This window comes from Paenibacillus mesotrionivorans (assembly GCF_046098205.1).
Classification (GTDB): domain Bacteria; phylum Bacillota; class Bacilli; order Paenibacillales; family NBRC-103111; genus Paenibacillus_AR; species Paenibacillus_AR mesotrionivorans.
Map to the genome: position 1 here is coordinate 137,148 of NZ_JBJURJ010000018.1, position 17,044 is coordinate 154,191.

Annotated in this window: 19 protein-coding genes; 10 read left to right on the top strand and 9 right to left on the bottom strand. The window is 51.1% G+C overall.

The features are described 5' to 3' along the window. Nucleotides 1–19: 19 nt before the first annotated feature. Entirely contained in the window at nucleotides 20–874 is an 855-nt protein-coding gene (locus ACI1P1_RS24395) for a formate/nitrite transporter family protein (protein ID WP_416219063.1), read from the top strand. A gap of 348 nt (nucleotides 875–1,222) precedes the next feature. Here the strand turns inward: ACI1P1_RS24395 and mnhG are convergent, their stop codons facing one another. Genes mnhG through ACI1P1_RS24430 form a run of 7 tightly spaced genes read right to left on the bottom strand, consistent with a single transcriptional unit; the run spans nucleotide 1,223 to nucleotide 7,074 of the window. Next, nucleotides 1,223–1,654 carry a monovalent cation/H(+) antiporter subunit G gene (mnhG, locus tag ACI1P1_RS24400; protein ID WP_416219064.1) on the bottom strand — a complete coding sequence of 144 codons (432 nt, stop codon included), beginning with the start codon at nucleotides 1,652–1,654 and terminating at the stop codon, nucleotides 1,223–1,225. Continuing rightward, nucleotides 1,632–1,916 carry a Na(+)/H(+) antiporter subunit F1 gene (locus ACI1P1_RS24405; protein ID WP_416219065.1) on the bottom strand — a complete coding sequence of 95 codons (285 nt, stop codon included), beginning with the start codon at nucleotides 1,914–1,916 and terminating at the stop codon, nucleotides 1,632–1,634. Before ACI1P1_RS24405 ends, mnhG begins: the two co-directional genes overlap by 23 nt. After that, nucleotides 1,916–2,398 carry a Na+/H+ antiporter subunit E gene (locus ACI1P1_RS24410; protein WP_416219066.1) on the bottom strand — a complete coding sequence of 161 codons (483 nt, stop codon included), beginning with the start codon at nucleotides 2,396–2,398 and terminating at the stop codon, nucleotides 1,916–1,918. The genes ACI1P1_RS24405 and ACI1P1_RS24410 overlap by 1 nt, the downstream gene beginning before the upstream one ends. Nucleotides 2,399–2,437: 39 nt before the next feature. Then, a complete protein-coding gene (locus ACI1P1_RS24415; RefSeq protein WP_416219067.1) occupies nucleotides 2,438–3,922 on the bottom strand; it encodes a Na+/H+ antiporter subunit D in 1,485 nt (494 codons plus the stop codon). Beyond that, nucleotides 3,915–4,253 carry a Na(+)/H(+) antiporter subunit C gene (locus ACI1P1_RS24420; RefSeq protein ID WP_416219068.1) on the bottom strand — a complete coding sequence of 113 codons (339 nt, stop codon included), beginning with the start codon at nucleotides 4,251–4,253 and terminating at the stop codon, nucleotides 3,915–3,917. Before ACI1P1_RS24420 ends, ACI1P1_RS24415 begins: the two co-directional genes overlap by 8 nt. Further along, a complete protein-coding gene (locus ACI1P1_RS24425) occupies nucleotides 4,253–4,684 on the bottom strand; it encodes a Na(+)/H(+) antiporter subunit B (RefSeq protein ID WP_416219069.1) in 432 nt (143 codons plus the stop codon). The genes ACI1P1_RS24420 and ACI1P1_RS24425 overlap by 1 nt, the downstream gene beginning before the upstream one ends. Then, nucleotides 4,681–7,074: a Na+/H+ antiporter subunit A gene (locus ACI1P1_RS24430; RefSeq protein ID WP_416219070.1), complete on the bottom strand. Its 2,394-nt coding sequence runs from the start codon at nucleotides 7,072–7,074 to the stop codon at nucleotides 4,681–4,683. The genes ACI1P1_RS24425 and ACI1P1_RS24430 overlap by 4 nt, the downstream gene beginning before the upstream one ends. 265 nt (nucleotides 7,075–7,339) lie before the next feature. Between ACI1P1_RS24430 and ACI1P1_RS24435 the strand changes: the two genes are divergently transcribed. The 6 genes from ACI1P1_RS24435 (at nucleotide 7,340) to ACI1P1_RS24460 (ending at nucleotide 13,025) form a co-directional block, all read left to right on the top strand. Further along, on the top strand, nucleotides 7,340–7,993 hold the full coding sequence (locus ACI1P1_RS24435) for a universal stress protein (protein ID WP_416219071.1): 654 nt from the start codon (nucleotides 7,340–7,342) through the stop codon (nucleotides 7,991–7,993). Between the two features lie 159 nt (nucleotides 7,994–8,152). After that, on the top strand, nucleotides 8,153–9,169 hold the full coding sequence (locus ACI1P1_RS24440; protein WP_416219072.1) for a phosphotransferase: 1,017 nt from the start codon (nucleotides 8,153–8,155) through the stop codon (nucleotides 9,167–9,169). A gap of 211 nt (nucleotides 9,170–9,380) precedes the next feature. Continuing rightward, entirely contained in the window at nucleotides 9,381–10,484 is a 1,104-nt protein-coding gene (locus ACI1P1_RS24445) for an ATP-binding protein (RefSeq protein WP_416219073.1), read from the top strand. 416 nt (nucleotides 10,485–10,900) lie between these two features. Then, entirely contained in the window at nucleotides 10,901–11,473 is a 573-nt protein-coding gene (locus ACI1P1_RS24450) for a chloramphenicol phosphotransferase CPT family protein (RefSeq protein ID WP_416219074.1), read from the top strand. Nucleotides 11,474–11,896: 423 nt separating this feature from the next. Beyond that, a complete protein-coding gene (locus ACI1P1_RS24455; protein ID WP_416219075.1) occupies nucleotides 11,897–12,622 on the top strand; it encodes a 3-ketoacyl-ACP reductase in 726 nt (241 codons plus the stop codon). A 58-nt stretch (nucleotides 12,623–12,680) separates the two neighbouring features. After that, nucleotides 12,681–13,025, top strand: a complete 345-nt coding sequence (locus tag ACI1P1_RS24460) for a zinc ribbon domain-containing protein YjdM (RefSeq protein WP_416219076.1) — start codon at nucleotides 12,681–12,683, stop codon at nucleotides 13,023–13,025. A gap of 65 nt (nucleotides 13,026–13,090) precedes the next feature. Here the strand turns inward: ACI1P1_RS24460 and ACI1P1_RS24465 are convergent, their stop codons facing one another. Both ACI1P1_RS24465 and ACI1P1_RS24470 read right to left on the bottom strand, forming a co-directional pair. Beyond that, entirely contained in the window at nucleotides 13,091–13,618 is a 528-nt protein-coding gene (locus ACI1P1_RS24465) for a DUF2812 domain-containing protein (RefSeq protein ID WP_416219077.1), read from the bottom strand. A gap of 1 nt (nucleotide 13,619) precedes the next feature. Continuing rightward, complete coding sequence (locus tag ACI1P1_RS24470; protein ID WP_416219079.1) at nucleotides 13,620–13,955, bottom strand: PadR family transcriptional regulator; 336 nt, start codon at nucleotides 13,953–13,955, stop codon at nucleotides 13,620–13,622. A 216-nt stretch (nucleotides 13,956–14,171) separates the two neighbouring features. Between ACI1P1_RS24470 and ACI1P1_RS24475 the strand changes: the two genes are divergently transcribed. Genes ACI1P1_RS24475 through ACI1P1_RS24485 form a run of 3 tightly spaced genes read left to right on the top strand, consistent with a single transcriptional unit; the run spans nucleotide 14,172 to nucleotide 17,041 of the window. Next, nucleotides 14,172–14,636, top strand: coding sequence for a phage tail protein (locus tag ACI1P1_RS24475; RefSeq protein ID WP_416219080.1), 465 nt, complete (start codon nucleotides 14,172–14,174; stop codon nucleotides 14,634–14,636). A gap of 24 nt (nucleotides 14,637–14,660) precedes the next feature. Next, a complete protein-coding gene (locus tag ACI1P1_RS24480) occupies nucleotides 14,661–15,566 on the top strand; it encodes an alpha/beta fold hydrolase (RefSeq protein ID WP_416219081.1) in 906 nt (301 codons plus the stop codon). Nucleotides 15,567–15,598: 32 nt separating this feature from the next. Further along, complete coding sequence (locus ACI1P1_RS24485) at nucleotides 15,599–17,041, top strand: flagellar hook assembly protein FlgD (RefSeq protein ID WP_416219082.1); 1,443 nt, start codon at nucleotides 15,599–15,601, stop codon at nucleotides 17,039–17,041. The last annotated feature ends 3 nt before the right edge of the window (nucleotides 17,042–17,044 follow it).

Below are 17,044 nucleotides of genomic sequence, written 5' to 3' on the forward strand. Positions count from 1 at the left end.
GTAAAAGGGGAGATCAACCATGTCTTATGTAAAACCTGACCAAGTGGTCGAAGCGATGATTCAGGCCGGCACGGCCAAATCCCTGCTGCCGGTGAAGCAGCTGCTGCTCCGGGGGTTCCTGGGCGGCGCGATTCTCGGGTTTGCCACAACCCTGGCTTTCCAGGCCACGGTCCAGACGAAAATCGGCATGGTAGGGGCGCTGGTGTTCCCCGTTGGGTTTGTGATGATCATCCTGCTGGGACTGGAGCTGGTCACCGGCAACTTCGCCCTCATTCCCGTTTCTGTGATGGAGGGGAAAGCCAAAGCCTCCGCCATGCTGCGCAACTGGAGCTGGGTGTTCGTGGGGCATGTGATCGGGGCCGCCTTTTACGGCCTGCTCTATTACATTGCCGCCACCAAGATGGGCCATGTGGGAGACGATGCGGTAGGGGCCATGATCATCAAAACCGCAGAAGCCAAAACCAATGGGTACTCGTCCTTGGGCTTCGACGGTATGATTACCGTGTTCGTCAAGGCGGTCCTGTGCAACTGGATGGTGTGTTTGGGGGCAGTGATGGCCATGACCTCCCAATCCACCGGCGGCAAAATCGCGGCTATGTGGCTGCCAATTCTCACCTTTTTCGGGCAGGGCTTCGAGCACTCCGTTGTTAATATGTTTGTCATTCCTACGGGCATGATGATGGGAGCAAAGGTCAGCTTTGCCGATTGGTGGCTGTGGAATCAGATTCCGGTTACGTTGGGCAACCTGGCGGGAGGCTTCCTGTTCACGGGCCTCGCCCTCTACCTGACGCAGAAAAAACGCGCAGCGGCTTCGGCTGTGGTGCCAGCTGCTGCGGATACACCCGCGTCCCCGTCCATAGCCAAGCACGCCTAGGGTGCAAATAACACAAAAGCCGCCAAACACAAGGGATTCCCTTGTGTTTGGCGGCTTTTGTGTGCTGCAACTGCTTGTTCGGTGTAGCGGCGGCGCTAACGAATCTGGGCAACGCTATTTGGCTGCAGCGGGGCTTTTTTGAAATCTAACGAATCCTAGACACGCTATTTTGTCCGAATGGGTGCCAAATGGCTTCCAAGCGGGCCATTAGCGTGTCTGAGATTCGTTAGATTTTCATAACACCCGTTTTTTGCGAAATAGAGTGTCTGAGATTTGTTAGCCCACTAAGGCAAACAGACGGTCGACCAAGCAGCCAGCAGATATAGCGCCCACCCAACCAACACCGCTCTATGCCTCGCTGGTTCCCAGCCCTGGCTTCGGCTTCTTGTCCCCCGCAGGCTCAGCCCGATCCTGATCCTCTGCAGCCTCCTGGCTGTCGAGATACTCCTGGAGATCATCCTGCACGCTGGTATCCGAGAGCGGTACCTTGGAGCGGTGCGCCGACCGGATAATGATATGCCCCGATACAGGAGCGGTCAGGAAAACGAAGGCAATCCCCAGGAGCAGCCGGATGCTGGATACGCCGTGTGTAAACAGAAAATAGAAAAAGGCGGCTAACAGAATGCTCAGAATGCCCAGGGTTGCGCTTTTGGTGGAGGCGTGGGCGCGGTTGTATACATCCGGCAGGCGGAGAATGCCCAGGGAGCTGATCAGACTCATCAGGGTTCCGGTAATGACCAGGACGGAGACGACAATTTCAATGATCGTTGTTGCGTTCAATAACAGTCCCGCCTTCCATATATTTGCTCAGAGCAATGGTGCTCAGGAATGCTAATATGCCGATAAGCAGAATTGCTTCCAGATACGCGTGGGAGTTCAGCATGATGGAAAGAACGGCGATGATACCAATGACGATGTATCCCATCGTATCGAGAGCCAAGATCCTGTCGTGCATGGAAGGGCCAACAATGACCCGGTATAAAGCCACCACAAGAGAGATGGACAGCAGGAACATGGACAAAAGCATCACGTTATCAAACATTACCGCATCACCTCAATAATGGCATTTTCGAACTTGCGCATGGTTCTGGTTATATTATTCCGGTAGTCCTTGGCATCCATAGCATGGATAAACATAACACCCGCCTTGGGGTCGATCTCCATAATGACGGAGCCCGGCGTCAGGGTGACCAATGCGGACAGGAGAGTAATTTCGAATTCCGTCTTGAGAATGGTCTCCGAGCGGAAGATCCCCGGCTGTATATTCAGCTTCGGCCGCGTCACCTGCAGGGCCACCACCCAGGTGGATTTGAAGAGCTCCACAATGAACAATCCGATCAGCTTGGCGATGGAGATCGCCTTTTTGCCGTAGAAGGACTCGGGGAAGAACCGCCGCATCAGGAAAATAATGATGAAGCCGATGGTGTAGCCAATGCCGAACACCACCACATTCCAGGATTCGTTAAGCAGCATATACACAAAAGCGATCAGCAGGTTGAGTAAAAGTTGAGTCGTTATGTTCATCACGTCCTTTACCGTTTAGGAGCTATTCCGCTGAAGAACTCAGGTGCCCCGCTTGAAAACAGCGTCGATATAAATGGAGGGATTCATAACCGTCTCGACGGCTTGCTCCACATAAGAAAGCACCCATTCGGCCCGCAGGCCCATCACCACAATAAGCGTCACCAGGATGATGCCGGGCAATAAGGCGCTGTTGCCGGTTTCCTTCTGATCCCCCTCGCTCATGAGCGTTTCTCCCCAGAAGCTGTGAATGAAGATCTTCACAACGGAGTAGAGCACCATCAGACTGGTCAGAATCGCTACAACCGACATGGCCAGATGTCCTCCGGACACCCCGCCCTTCAAGATCAGCACCTTGCCGACAAAGCCGCTTAACGGGGGAACACCGGCAAGAGCCAGAGCCGCAATAAAGAACAGCCAGCCCAGAATGGGGCGGAAGAGCAGGAGGCCGCTGAAATTCTTTAATTTATCCGAGCCGAAGATGGAGATGATCGCTCCGCCCAGGATGAAGATCAGCCCCTTGGCCAGCATATCGTGGATCAGATAGAAGATGGCGCCGGTCATGGAGTCCGTGGTCGCCACTCCAACCCCGAAGAGGATGAAGCCCACAGCCACAACCACGTTGTAGGCAAGAATTTTTTTGATTTCCCAATGAAAGATGGCGCCTAGTGCACCCAATATCATCGTCAGCACCGACATATAGAGAATCGCCGTATGGGTAATCTCCGGCTTATGGTAGAACAGCAGCGTGAATGTGCGGATAATAGCATAAATGCCGACCTTGGTCAGCAGTGCTGCGAACAGCGCCGAAACGGCAGGGGGAGGTGCGCTGTATGAGCCGGGCAGCCAGAAAAATAGCAGCAGGCCTGATTTGAGGCCGAATACGGCCAGGAACAGGAAGCTGACCGTGGTCAGCAGGCCGTCTTGTCCGATGGCCGCAATACGTTCGGACAGATGGGCCATATTCAGCGTCCCCGTAATGGAGTACAGGTAGGCGATGGAAACGACGAACAGGGTGGAGGATACCACATTGATGATGACATATTTGATGGATTCCCGGAGCTGGAGCCGTTTGCCGCCCAAGGACAGCAGGACATATGAGGAAATCAGCATAACTTCGAAAAAAACGAACAGGTTGAAGATATCCCCGGTCAAAAAGGAGCCGTTCACGCCGCACAGCAGGATGAGGATAAACGGATAAATATAATGAAGCTTGTGCTCATGGGAGATGGAGCCGAAGGTATACAGCGCGCACATCAGACTAACGGTAGTGGCGGTAAGGACAAGCAGGGAGGACAGCATATCTCCCACAAGATTGATGCCGTAAGGCGCCTCCCAGCCTCCCACATCCAGGACAAGGATGCCTTGGGTGGAGACGCGGTGGATGAGGAAGATGGACACCCCGATGGTCAGGACCATGGCGATGACGGTCAGCACCTGCTGCAAACGGACGCGGCGGCGGAAGAAGATCATGGTCATGCCCGTGAGAAGGGGAATGATGATCGGCAGAATTAAAACATTAGTCATGCATGCTACCTCTCAATTGCTTCAAATTGTCAGTGCCCAGCTCCACATATGTGCGGTAGCCCAGCACCAGAAGAAATGCAGTCAAGGCAAAGCTGATGACAATGGAGGTAAGAATCAGCGCATGGGGCACAGGATCGGTGTAGCTGGAAGCCCCTTCCCCCAAAAGAGGTGCAGCGCCCTTCTTCAATCCGTTGATGGCCATCAGCATAAGATGGGTGGCATGGGAGAAGACCGTGATGCCCAGGATGATCCGCAGCAGGTTTTTGTTCAGGATCAGATAGGTTCCGACGGTAAACAGGATACCGGAAATAATGATGATGAACGTCTCCATTATTTTTTGTCCTCGCTTATACTCGTGATTATCGTCATGGTGGTTCCGACAACGGTCATGTATACCCCCAGGTCAAAGGCGAGAGCAGAAGCAATCTCCGTTTTGCCGAGAAGCGGAAGATTCACATAGGTAAAGGATTGGAACAGGAAGGGCAGATCCAGCAGCATGGAAACCGTGCCGGTCAGCACGGAGGTAATCACTCCCGCGGCGGCAATCCGATTGAACGGGAACGGAATGATGTCCCGCACAGACTGAAGGTCGAAGGCCAGATATAGCAATACCAGCGCTGAAGAGGTAATGAGCCCTCCGATGAAGCCGCCACCCGGATCATGATGCCCTGCGAACAGAATGTACACGGAGAAGATCAAGATGATGAAGACCAATATTTTGGCGGCCACCTGAAGAAAGACATCCGTGAATTTTAATTTCATGGCTGTTTCCTCCCTGCCTGGCGAAGTTTAATCATGGTGAAGATGCCGATTCCCGCTGTGAAAAGAACAACACTTTCCAGCATCGTATCGAAGCCGCGGAAGTCCACCAGAATGGCGTTGACCATATTCTTGGCACCGGCAAGCTTGTAGGAATCCTTATAGAACTCGGCAATGGACTCGAACATATGATGGCTTTGCGTGGAAAGCCCGATTAAGGTCAGGGTTGTGCCTACGCCAACCGCAATAAGAGCGTTGGACAAGCGGAATTTCATCGGTGTAATATACTTGCTGACCCGGGGCAGAAAGTAGAAGCACAGCAGGAACAGGGTGGTCGAGATGGTTTCCACAACAAGCTGTGTCAGAGCCAAATCAGGAGCCCGGAAGATGATGAAGAACAGGGACACGATATATCCAATGACACTGACGGCAATAATGGAGATCAGCCTTGATTTGGTGAACACCATGTGGATTGCTGCCGCAACTGTGGTAAAGCCGAGTAAATATTCATACGTCTGGATGGGTGCATTGCCTGACAGATCCAGACTCCATGCGTCCTGCAGAAAGAAGGAGCCTCCCGCCATGACAATGATGAACACAAACAGATAGGATAAATAATGGGTGGTAGAGCCGGTGATATAGAAGCCGGTAATTTTGCCGGCCAGACGCTCCATTCCGGTGATCCCGTTGTCATAAACCCGGTTAAGACTGAACCTCAAGGGGATGCTGTCGTAAACATCCGTAAACTTGGTAATATACCGGTACATAACAGTGCCCAACAGGATAATGCCCAAGGTCATGAAAATCTCTGTATTAAAGCCGTGCCAAGCGGAAATATGTACATGCCATTCCGCTCCATTGGCGAAGACCTGCGGCAGAATTGCTTTTACCGTAGGCTCCAATAGGGAGGACGCGATCATATTCGGAAAGAAGAACAGAATCAGGACGAAGGCCGCCAGAATCATGGGCGAGATGAGCATACCCAGAGGAGCCTCGTGGGGGATGCGTTCCCCCGCTTTGGGCTGATGAGGGCCCATAAACACCTTGAAGATCAGGATCATACAATACACAAAGGTCAAAACGCTTGCCAGCCAGGCAATGATCGGTATGAAGATAAACGCGCTGTTCATGGTGCGCGAGGCGGTCAATACACCGGTGAAGAACATTTCCTTACTTAGGAAACCGCCGAAGGGAGGGAGGCCTGCCATGGAGAATGCGCCAATCATGGTCAGGGTGAAGGAAACAGGCATCACATGAATCAGTCCGCTTAAGCGGCGTATATCCCGTGTCCCTGTTTCGTGGTCAAGAATACCGATCATCATAAACAGACAGCCCTTGAAGATAGAGTGGTTGATCAGATGGAACACACCTGCCAGAACAGCACCGGCAAACAATAGGGAGCTGTCGCCGTATTGGCTGTTAAGAGCGATGGAGCCGATGCCGAACAAGCACATAATCAGACCGATTTGGCTGATGGTGGAGAAAGCGAGCAGCGCCTTCAGGTCGCTTTGGCGGATGGCCTTCATAGAGCCGATCAAGAGAGTAATCAGTCCTACCAGGGTAATGGTCCAGAACCATTCCATATGTCCACCGAAGATAGGTGTCAGACGGGCCACCAGATAGACTCCTGCCTTAACCATTGTTGCGGAGTGCAGATAGGCGCTGATAGGAGTAGGAGCCTCCATGGCATCAGGCAGCCAGATGTGGAACGGGAATTGGGCCGATTTCGTGAAGGCGCCGAGCAGGATGAAAAACATGGCCGGGAGGAAATACGGGTGCTGCGCCAATTGATCGCTTAAGGCAATCAGCTCACGGATGCTGAGCGTACCGCCGGCGGAGGATAGGATGATGAAGCCGAGGAGCATAAAGAAGCCGCCGGTCATGGTGATGAACATGGATTTTTGGGCCCCGTAGCGCGATCTTTTGCGGTGGTACCAAAAGGCGATAAGCAGGAAGGAGGAAACGCTGGTCAGCTCCCAAAACGCATACAGGGTCAAGAGATTATCGGAGAGCACGGAGCCTAACATCGCTCCCATAAACAGCATCAGATACGCATAAAACAGATGCAGCTTCTCCCGGGTTTTGGACATATAGAAGATGGAGTAGAACACCACCAGAGCGCCGATCCCCGTTATCAGCAGAGCAAAAAGCAGGGAGAGACTATCGAGATAAACGGAGAAATCAATACCTAAAGACGGAATCCATGAAACCGTGTACAGCAGAGGCTCGAGAGGTTGGCTGGAGGAATAGAAGCCTGCAAAAAAGATGAGCAGCGCCACAGGAACCGCCATAACGAACCAACCGGTATGTATGCGGTGCGCATATTTAGCCAAAAGGGGGATGAGAGGGACAGAAAAAAAAGGGATCAGAATCGCGATATGCAGTAAGTTCAACTATAAGCCGCTCCTTATTCTTTAAGTTTTGTTGTAAAGGGTGGGGGTGGCAGTTTCGCAAGAACATAACCGATTTTTTGATGAAGGTTCTCCTACCGGAATCAAGCGTTTGGGCAGCATGGGTCTACGTCTCCTTTAGTATGGCCATATTTAATCCTATTACGTATTGATGGATTGTAGGAATAATTATACCCTATGCGAGTTGACACCATCAAACTTTATGTGTAGTCTAGTGCTATCTTTAGGCAGAGGTGAATGAAAAACCATGAAGACTGGAAGTATGGATGAATGCATACTTGTCTGTGTTTATTATGGACCGAACGGCGAACGGCTTATCCGCAGAGGCGGTAAAATTGCCAAAATGCTGAATTGTCCGCTGTATGTGTTAACCGTTGACCGGCAACCCGAAGACGAGTGGGATATCGAAAAAAGCCACTATATTTCGGCATGGAAAAAGATTGCCGATGAGCTCGGGGCGGAGGAGTTCATTGTGAAATACAATGAAAAACGCCCTGTGGCCAAAGTGATTACTGAGGTAGCCAAGCAAAAAAATGTGACGCAGATCGTATTGGGACAGACAGCCCAAAGCAGGTGGGAGGAAATCACGAAGGGCTCCATTGTAAACCTGCTGCTGCATGACATCTCCTTCGTTGATCTTCACATTGTGTCTGTGTCCCGTGAGCTGAACGTTCAGGAGGGCTTCTACGAAACAGGAGTCCGCGCCTATCTGAAGGAGGGGCCTGAAGGCTTCCGGCTCTGCTTCAACCACACTCATCTCGACAAGTATGAAGGTATTTTCTATAAAGAGGTTGGGACGGACTTCAACAACGGAATTTTTAAATTCCTGCTGGACAACGAAACCATCGAGGTCCGTGTAGTGGACGATTATGTAAAGGATATTAACGACCGGGTCAATTAATGCGGAAGCGGCTTCCGGCAGACAACAGCGATTATAGGGGGACATGGTCTACCATGTCTTCTTATTCGTCCAGGAAAGTGAGTTTGCGTTGACTGCAGTGTTTTTTTTGCAAACGCTTTCCGATCTGGTGGGGACGTATCTGCCATAAGAGGGGATCCGATGATGCCGTTGATAACGGAGGCTCAATTAATCGATGAAATCGGCTGCTGGCTGAAAACACATCTTTCGGTTACGGTGCAGTCGGGCAACCGCATCAGACGCGGGCTGATGAATGAGAAGTGGATTGTGGAAACGGACAAGGGTCGACTGTTCGTTAAGTGCTATCACCCGGAGCGGTACAAGGAGAGATGGCAGAATACGGAGTTTCGGGCGGGCTTTGAAGATGCGCTGCAGCTCCAGCTTCTTTTCTATCAATCGGGTGGGCGGTGTCCTGAACCGTTGGCGCTGGATGGGCGCTGCATGCATCTCCTGCCCTGCGGAAGATACATGGCTGTGATGACCTGTTGTCCGGGGATGATGGTGCCTGCCGGCCAGATGGGTGAACGCCGGATGTACGCACTGGGAAGGGCGGCGGCGGATATGCACACCGTCTGGGATTCCGCGGCGGTAACAGGGGTAGGGGTAGCGATTCCCCGGAAGGAACCTGCTTACCGGCTGTCCCGGGAGAGGATGGAGCAGACGTGGGAGACAAATTGGGATGCGGCCCGCGGCTCGGCGGGGCACATCCGGAATGCCTTGCAATTACAGAAGGCAATCATTGATTCACTCCGGCAGGACGATCTGGCGCCCCCGGCCCCAGGCTGGGCTCATCTTGACCTGTGGGCGGACAACCTGCTTTTTGAAGGAGATGCGCTTACCGCAATCGTGGATTTTGACCGGGCACGTTATTCGTTCCCAGCAATGGACCTGGGAAGGGCTGTTTTGTCAGGCACTCTGAGCGGCGGCGGATTCCAGAGGGATGCAGTGGCCGCCTTCGCCGAAGGCTACTGCAGCAGACGGCCGCTCCCGCCGGGTTCGCTGGTGCAAGCGGTCAAGTATGTCTGGTGTGTGGAGACGTTTTGGTGGATCCAGCCGTCGATGGAAACGTCCAGCGTGGTCCCTGTGCGCTTCGCAGAGGAGATGATGGTCACCGCGAGGAATTGGGAGCAGTTGGACGCCCTTCTGGAGGGCAGCTAACTGAGCCGATCGCGGATCAGAGGCAGTGTGCAGCAGTGGATTCCTCCCCCCAGGCTAGTCGTAAGATTGCCATTATTGTGGGCCGGTTCAGCAGAAGTATGCTAATATGCGCCTTTTGGGCAAAGCGCAGAGATAATGAGCTTTGCCCTTCTTTTATTTTTATTTTCCTGTGATATACTTTAGCTAAATAAACCAGTAAAGGAAATGGCCTATGACAAACCCAAAGCCACTTCACTACGAAGACAGTCTAAATGAGATTAATCGGTTGAATCAAATTAATCAATTGATCTTGGATTCCGTTGCCGAAGGCATTTATGGAATTGATCTGAACGCGAGAGTGGTTTTTGGGAACAAGGCGGCCGAACGGTTAACAGGGTATTGTGTGCAAGAATATGAGCATCACACCCTTCATGAGCTGATCCATCATACAAATTCGCGGGGAGAACAAGTACCGCTTTCTTTTTGTTCGGTTTATCACGCACTTACCCATGGTGAGAGTCTGTTTATTAAAGATGACGTGTTCTGGAGGAAGGACGGCTCTTATTTTCCTGTGGAATATACCGCGAAACCGATGATGGAGAACGGCACACATATAGGAAGTGTAATTACCTTCCGCGATATGACGGAGAAGCTGCGGACAGACCAATTGATTGTAGAATGGGACAAATTGTCTGCAGTAGGACAGTTGGCCGCAGGCATTGCCCATGAAATCCGGAATCCGATTACGGCACTGAAGGGTTTTCTTAAGCTTATGCAGCGCAGCGGGCAAGTAAATGACGGACATATTACCATTATGGGCTCGGAGTTTGAACGGATCGAATGCATTATTCAAGAGCTTCTTACCTTCTCAAAGCCTTGTGTTTCCCAATACAATAATGAAGAAATAGGGGATATTATCCGTCATGTGGTTACCTTAATGGAGCCTCAGGCCTTATTAAAAAACATCGCTCTCTCGATGGAGTCCGCCTGCCTTCCGTTATATATCCGTTGCATTAAAAACCAGATTAAACAGGTGCTGGTCAATCTGATCCGAAATGCGATTGAAGCCATGGACAAGCCGGATGGCAGCATTCAAATTAAAATTTCTCACCAAACGGCCCACGTCATCATTGAGGTGATAGATAATGGCCCGGGCATTCCAGAGCGTGCCCTTAACAAACTGGGTGAACCCTTTTATTCCACAAAGGAGAAGGGGACGGGGCTTGGATTGATGGTGACCCAAAATATTATCCGGAACAATCATCATGGTATATTGGATGTGAAAAGCCAGGAAGGGATAGGAAGCATCTTCGCGGTTATATTGCCGCAAGTTTAAAAATAAAAGGATCGGCTTTGGCGCTAACGAATCTGTGGAGCGCTATTTGTCTGTATAGAGGAACCTTTCAAATCTAACGAATCTCAGCCACGCTATTTGTCCCGAATTGGCCCCAAAAGGCTGTTAAGCAGGCAAAAAATACACCCGAATATCCAGGGTGAATTGATACGTCACTCTGCCTCCTCTAATCAAAGAAAAAAACAGCTAAAATAAAACTCAACCGCCGAGTATTGGGATACTGTGACAAATGTACTTGGGGAACTTTGGACCCGGCTTTATGATGGTATTGCTTTGGATTTCCCATCCTCTTATGACAGGAGAATTGTCGTATGTGTAATTGGATGAACGCCTCCTTAACGAATTAATTTAGGAGGCCAAGGTAGTACCCTTTGCCTCCCATATAGGAGGAATGAGAAGTGGAAAAAGGTATTATTATTTTGCTGAGCGGTGTATCAAGCGCTGGGAAGACAACACTCACTAAGGTCCTGCAAAGCCAATTGGACGAAACGTTCTACCATATTTGCTGTGATGATTTTATGAATATGGCCCCCAAGCAGGTGCTGCGCGACGATCTGGACAACCAGCTTCTGATTACCCAGGGCATCATGCATGAAACGGCCCAACTGTTTAGTGATAAAGGACTCCCTATCATCATTGATGATGTGATTCTGGATTTGCCGGATAAGAATGACTGGTTATTCGAATACGTCACTATGTTTGCCGGTTATCCGGTGTTGTTTGTCCATGTGGAATGCCCAATCGAGGAATTGGAGCGCCGCGAGGTGTTCCGGGGGGACCGGACCATCGGCCAATCCCGGTGGCAGCTGGCTCATGCATACACAGATATTCCCTACGACCTGACCGTAAACACACACGTTCATTCGACAGAAGAGTGTGCACTCCAGATCAAGAACATGCTCATTAAGCAGGAACAGTGGTGGGCATTTCGAGTATTAGGGGAGCATTTCGAAACAACTCCAAGACGATAAATTCAAACAAGGCTGCCTGTTTTATGGGCGGCCTTTTGCTGTGGAAAAAACTAATCCATCTGTCCTAATTTCCAGTTTTTATTGCTTTTTAATTTGTCGCATTTATCTCTGCCCTTTACAATACATCACTAAGACCGGAGAATTGGGCAGCTAAAGGCCGGACGATACCACCGGAATGTATATAAGACGGGAGAGTGTAATGATGAATATGGGAAGAGCTGTTCTGCAGACATTGGAATTCAGCCAGGAGCTAACTCTGGTACTGGCTGGCCGTGTTTCATTCGGCGCTGCGGCGGAAGGTTAACGGCCGTATCTATCCGGAGTTGAAAAGCAAGCTGCACGTAGTTGAGGTTTAGGCATCCCGCTCCGGTAATGGTATAATCAGGGGGATATCTCAATTCGGAGTGAGAGGAGCTTGCTTACATGGCACAATCGATTAAAGACAAAGTAGCAATTGTAACCGGAGGAGCAAGAGGAATCGGCAAAGCCACGGCCATTGCCCTGGCCAAGGAAGGTGTACATGTGGGGCTTCTGGCCCGTACCGAGGCGACGCTGAAGGAAGTAGCGGCAGAGCTCGAAGGGCTGGGTGTCAAAGTCGCCTATGCGGCCATTGATATTTCGTCCAAGGAGCAGGTGGACGCAGCGGTCGAAGCCTTAACTGCAAAGCTGGGACCGGCCGATATCCTGATCAACAATGCGGGCATTGCCACCTTCGGCACGGTGCTGGAGATGGACCCGGCGGAGTGGAAGGGTATGATCGATACCAATCTGATGGGCACCTATTATGTCACCCGTGCCGTATTGCCGCAATTGATCGCCAAGAACGGCGGAGACATCATTAATATCTCCTCCACCAACGGGTTAAACGGCGCAGCCACCTCCAGTGCATACAGCGCATCCAAATTCGCTGTGATTGGTTTCACGGAATCCCTTGCCCAGGAGGTACGCCGCAACAATATCCGGGTATCGGCGTTAACCCCCAGCACCATTGCTACGGACCTGGCCTTGGACCTGAGCCTGATTAAAGAAAACAATGATGATAAATACGTTCAGCCGGAGGATGTGGCAGAGTTTATTATCGACCAACTGAAAATCCACAAACGGATGTATGTGAAGGCTGCTACCTTTATCGCAACCAACCCGTTCTAAAGCAAACTTTCTATTAGAAGCCAAGACCATATAACACCTGAGGGAGTGCATATATTTCATGTCGAGCTTGCCGAATTGCCCAAAATGCCATTCAGAATACACATACGAGGACGGGAGTCTTTTGATCTGCCCGGAGTGTGCCCATGAATGGAGCTTGGAATCGGGCGCTGAGGACAGCGGCGATATAAAGATCGTGAAGGATGCCAATGGAAACATCCTGAATGACGGGGACTCCGTTACGGTCATCAAGGATCTGAAGGTGAAGGGCAGCTCATCTGTCCTGAAGATCGGAACCCGTGTGAAAAACATCCGGCTGGTGGATGGGGACCATAATATCGATTGCAAGATCGAGGGATTTGGGGCCATGAAGCTAAAGTCGGAGTTTGTGAAGAAGATTCTATAGAGGCGAAACGTAAGAAGCGGAGAGCAGGCGATCATGCCGGGGCTCTCCGCTTTTTGGTTATTCTCCTATGAGAGGCGGTTCCTTTGTTTTTTTCGCAGGGTCCGGGTATACCCGATAAAGGGAAACACCGTAAAGATCACACAAACCATCAGAACAAGGCTTGCACCGGAAGCCATACCTACGTAGAAGCTTTGGTCAGCCTGGTTGAGCATGAATAAACAGCCTAATAGCAATCCCATAAAGATAAGCGCCAGCTTGCCCATCTGCCGCCTGTTGCTGCGGAGAATCTCCATTTCGGAATCTGCATCGCTAAAAATGGGGGAGGTGCCCGCTGCCGCTCTAAAAATCTGGTAGCCGTGTTGGGCCACCACCGGCGTCCAGCCGCTGGCCTCGTAGAAGGACAGCATATCGGGGCCGATGCGTCTCTCCATATTCAATGCATAATCGTAATCCTGCGGCTGCCCCTCCTCGAAGCGGTACAGCAAGCCTGATAACCCGGCAAGATGCCAACCTTTCCGGCTCATTTCCCTCAGCATCCTCATATCCTTCTCCGGCGCTATCGCCAGCCCGTTGCATAACCGGTATTTAGCCATTTTAACGCCCTCCTGAATTCTGATTAAAATGCTGTTCTGCTATATCGATAATCTGTTTTCTGCGGTTGAAATTTTCCCGGAGGATATTCCGCCCTTCCTCCGTAACCTGATACAGGATTTTGGAGTCATCTCCGCTGATTTCCATGATCCACCTGGCCTGGTTCAGCTTCTTCAAGGTGGTATACATGGTGGCGGGACCAATCTCCACGCTGCCCAAGGTCATATCCTGAATAACCTGCATAATTTTATAGCCGTGTATGGGCTCCAGCGTGGCCAACAGGATCAGGAAGATACTATCTGTAAGCTCACCGGATTCGTAGGGACTTGTTCGGGCCACAGGGTCGCCTCCTCTATATCAATGATGGATATAACAACATTGTATCCATCATTGATATAGTTGTCAAGATTTGCTCCAGCGGGCAAAGAAAAAGCCCCGCCCACCTTATCGGTGAAATGATAGGAGTGATTCAGTGGAAAAATGCAAATCCTGCCGTTTTCTTTGGTAAGATAAGAGTACCGCCAGGGAATAATGGAATGGAAAAGGAGGCTGGACATGCCCTATATCGTTGATTTTAAACATGTGTCTACCGTCGGCTTGGAGTCCTCACCTGTAGCAGCGGCGCTGGCCGGAATGCGTGCCAATGAAGCCCGCTATTTTATGAACAAATACAAGCATGCATTCACCACCCTGCCTGTCAGCGAAAGCCAGGACAATCTGGATTACGTGAACCGGGTGCTGAAGGAAGAGCGGAATATCGAGTTTGCGGCCAAACCGCTGGAAACCTCACGTTTTCAAGTGGAAAACATCCAGTTTACCTACGTCTTCTACGAGGACGGGCTTGGAGTCAATGTGATGTATACAGTGGACGACCCTAAGAAGCGGGCGGTGGGCTTTAAGCTGTCGGAGGGTATGGAGATACCGGCGGAGCTGGAGGGCAAGTTCAAGTTCGCCAGGCAGAAGTCCACGTTGGCCGGAACCATAAGGGGTTCGTTTTTTGTGATCAAGGGGCAATATTAAGGGCTGTAAAAAAGGAGCGCGTATATGGAAGGAGACTTACTCGATATTCGCGGAAAACGGCTATACGTGGAAATCCACGGAGATGCGGATGCTCCCGCGCTATTATACCTTCACGGCGGACCGGGGGAGAGCTGCTATGAGTTTATGCTGCATCAATCGCTGCGGCTGTCAGAGAAACTTCGTCTAGTCGGTATTGATCAGCGCGGGGTCTGGCGTTCAGATGCACTCGAGGAAGAGGAAGCATTGGGGCTGCAGGACTTGGTGGAGGATTGCGAGCAGCTTCGTGAGCATTTGGGCATTCCGCGCTGGTCTGTGCTGGGGCATTCGTTCGGAGGTTTCTTAGGCGTGCTGTATGCCGGCTATTATCCGGATTCGGTTGAGTGCCTTGTTTTGGAGGGGCCTTCCTTTGATTTCGATAAGTCCTTCCGAAACTGGCTGCAAAAAGCTGCGCCCTTCTACCAATCCATCGGGAAACCCGACAAAGCGCAAGAATGCCTGGCCGCAGCACACGGGTCCCAGTCACCGGAGGAAACGCTGCAGGCTTTTATGGAGCTGGGCCAAGGCTTAGGCAAGCTAAGAATGAAGGTGTATACGCCGAATGACGGCAACAACTACAACAGAATGCTTTATTCGGACAGTCAGGTCAAAGAGTTCGGCAGACGCAGCGGAATTCATTTCTCCCAATTAATCGCTGAAGGGCGCATTTTTGATTCCTTGCTCCCCAAGCTGAAGGATTTAACGGTGCCAACGCTATTGATTAAGGGCAGGCATGATCCCGTTATTTGCGAGGAGCAGACACAAGCATTTGTGAGGGACGTACAGAACGGACAGTTGATGATTTATGAGGAGAGCGGGCATTTGCCTCATTTTGAAGAACCGGACAGATTTGCCGCAGATGTGATTCAATTTGTGCTGGGGACAAGGCAATAAGAATCTATCATTTGTTTATAGGAGGGATTATTTTGCGGAGAATGGCATGGGTCTTTCTGGTTTTGATCGCTTTTACTTTTTTCTTGCACCATTCCACAACAGCTCAGGCTGCCCCGCAGGACCTGGCTGAGAAGCAATTGCCGGCTCTGCTTATTCTTACGGAGCCCCAAACCTTATTGTACGACGCTCCTGACGGGAAGCAGATAGGAAGTGCAGCGCTGCAGGTAGCAAATGTGCTGGAGGCGGAGGAGGGATGGCGCGGTTATTTCATACAGGAGTCCCAGCCCTTGATCTGGTACAAGATTGAAACCGAAGAAGGGCAATTCTGGATCAGGCCGAAGCAGCCGGAATATACCGGTGATTTTTACGAATGGATCCGGACCTCGGCAGAAGAGTTTTTATATGATGAACCGTCGGAGCAAGGGAAATCGGCCAATACCATTTCTCCGCAGCCGTTGAGAACCATCGGCACCTACAACGGATATTACCGTATCCAGACATGGTTGGGATATAAGTGGATCAAGCCGGTGCATGAGCTGCTTCCGTATTATATTCCTACCGATGAATGGGTCAGCGTGAATGAAACGATGCCGATTTTCGATGCGCCGGAGGGGGATGCGGCGATCAGCGGGTATTTAAGTCCGGGGCAATCCGTGGTTGCCTTCGAGCGGATAAATTATGATTGGTTCCATATCCGGACATGGCTGGGGGATAAGTGGATCAGCCATGACTATTTCTTGCCGAAGGATTTGCAGACGGGAGAGAAAGCCGTAGAGTTAAAGGACAATACCCCTGTTTACGCGTTTCCCAACCGGGACGCCCAGGTATTGGGGACTCTTTCCCCCCAGATTGTGATGTCATTCGAACGAGGTAGCGGCTGGTATCATATCCGCAGCAGCTGGCTTGGCGATGTGTGGATCTATGCGAGCCCTTCTGCTGCGGACCCGGAAAAGTATGTCCCTCCGGTTGTTGTGGCGGACCAGCCTATCGCGGGCACATGGAGCTTCATTCAGATTGATCCGCACTCCAATGCGCCGCGGGATTATCCGCTGTCTCCCTCCATTCTGCAGGCTCCTAATGCGAGGAGCATTACCCCATTCGGAGAACCGGTTTCCCTTCAGTTTTCCCTAGCCAACGCAAGTGATGATCCGATTACCATAGCGAAGGATGAGCAGGTTACAATTGAAATCGAGAGAATAACCGGTTCCTACTTTAACCGCACCTATGAGAAGGTTTGGAGCGGGACACTGCCGGTATCCCAAGCATTCAAAACCAAAATGTGGACCGCGCAGGCCCTCATGGAGTGGGATGGGAAAGATTCGGACGGCAAGCCGGTTCCGTTCGGCGAATATACGGCCCGTGTGAAGCTGCCTTGGACCATCCATTACAGCATTGATGGTAAAGATGAGGCGCTGCTGCAGAAAGTGAGAGATTCGATTTTCACAAAATGTTATTTTTCCATCGGTGCTCCCTAAGTG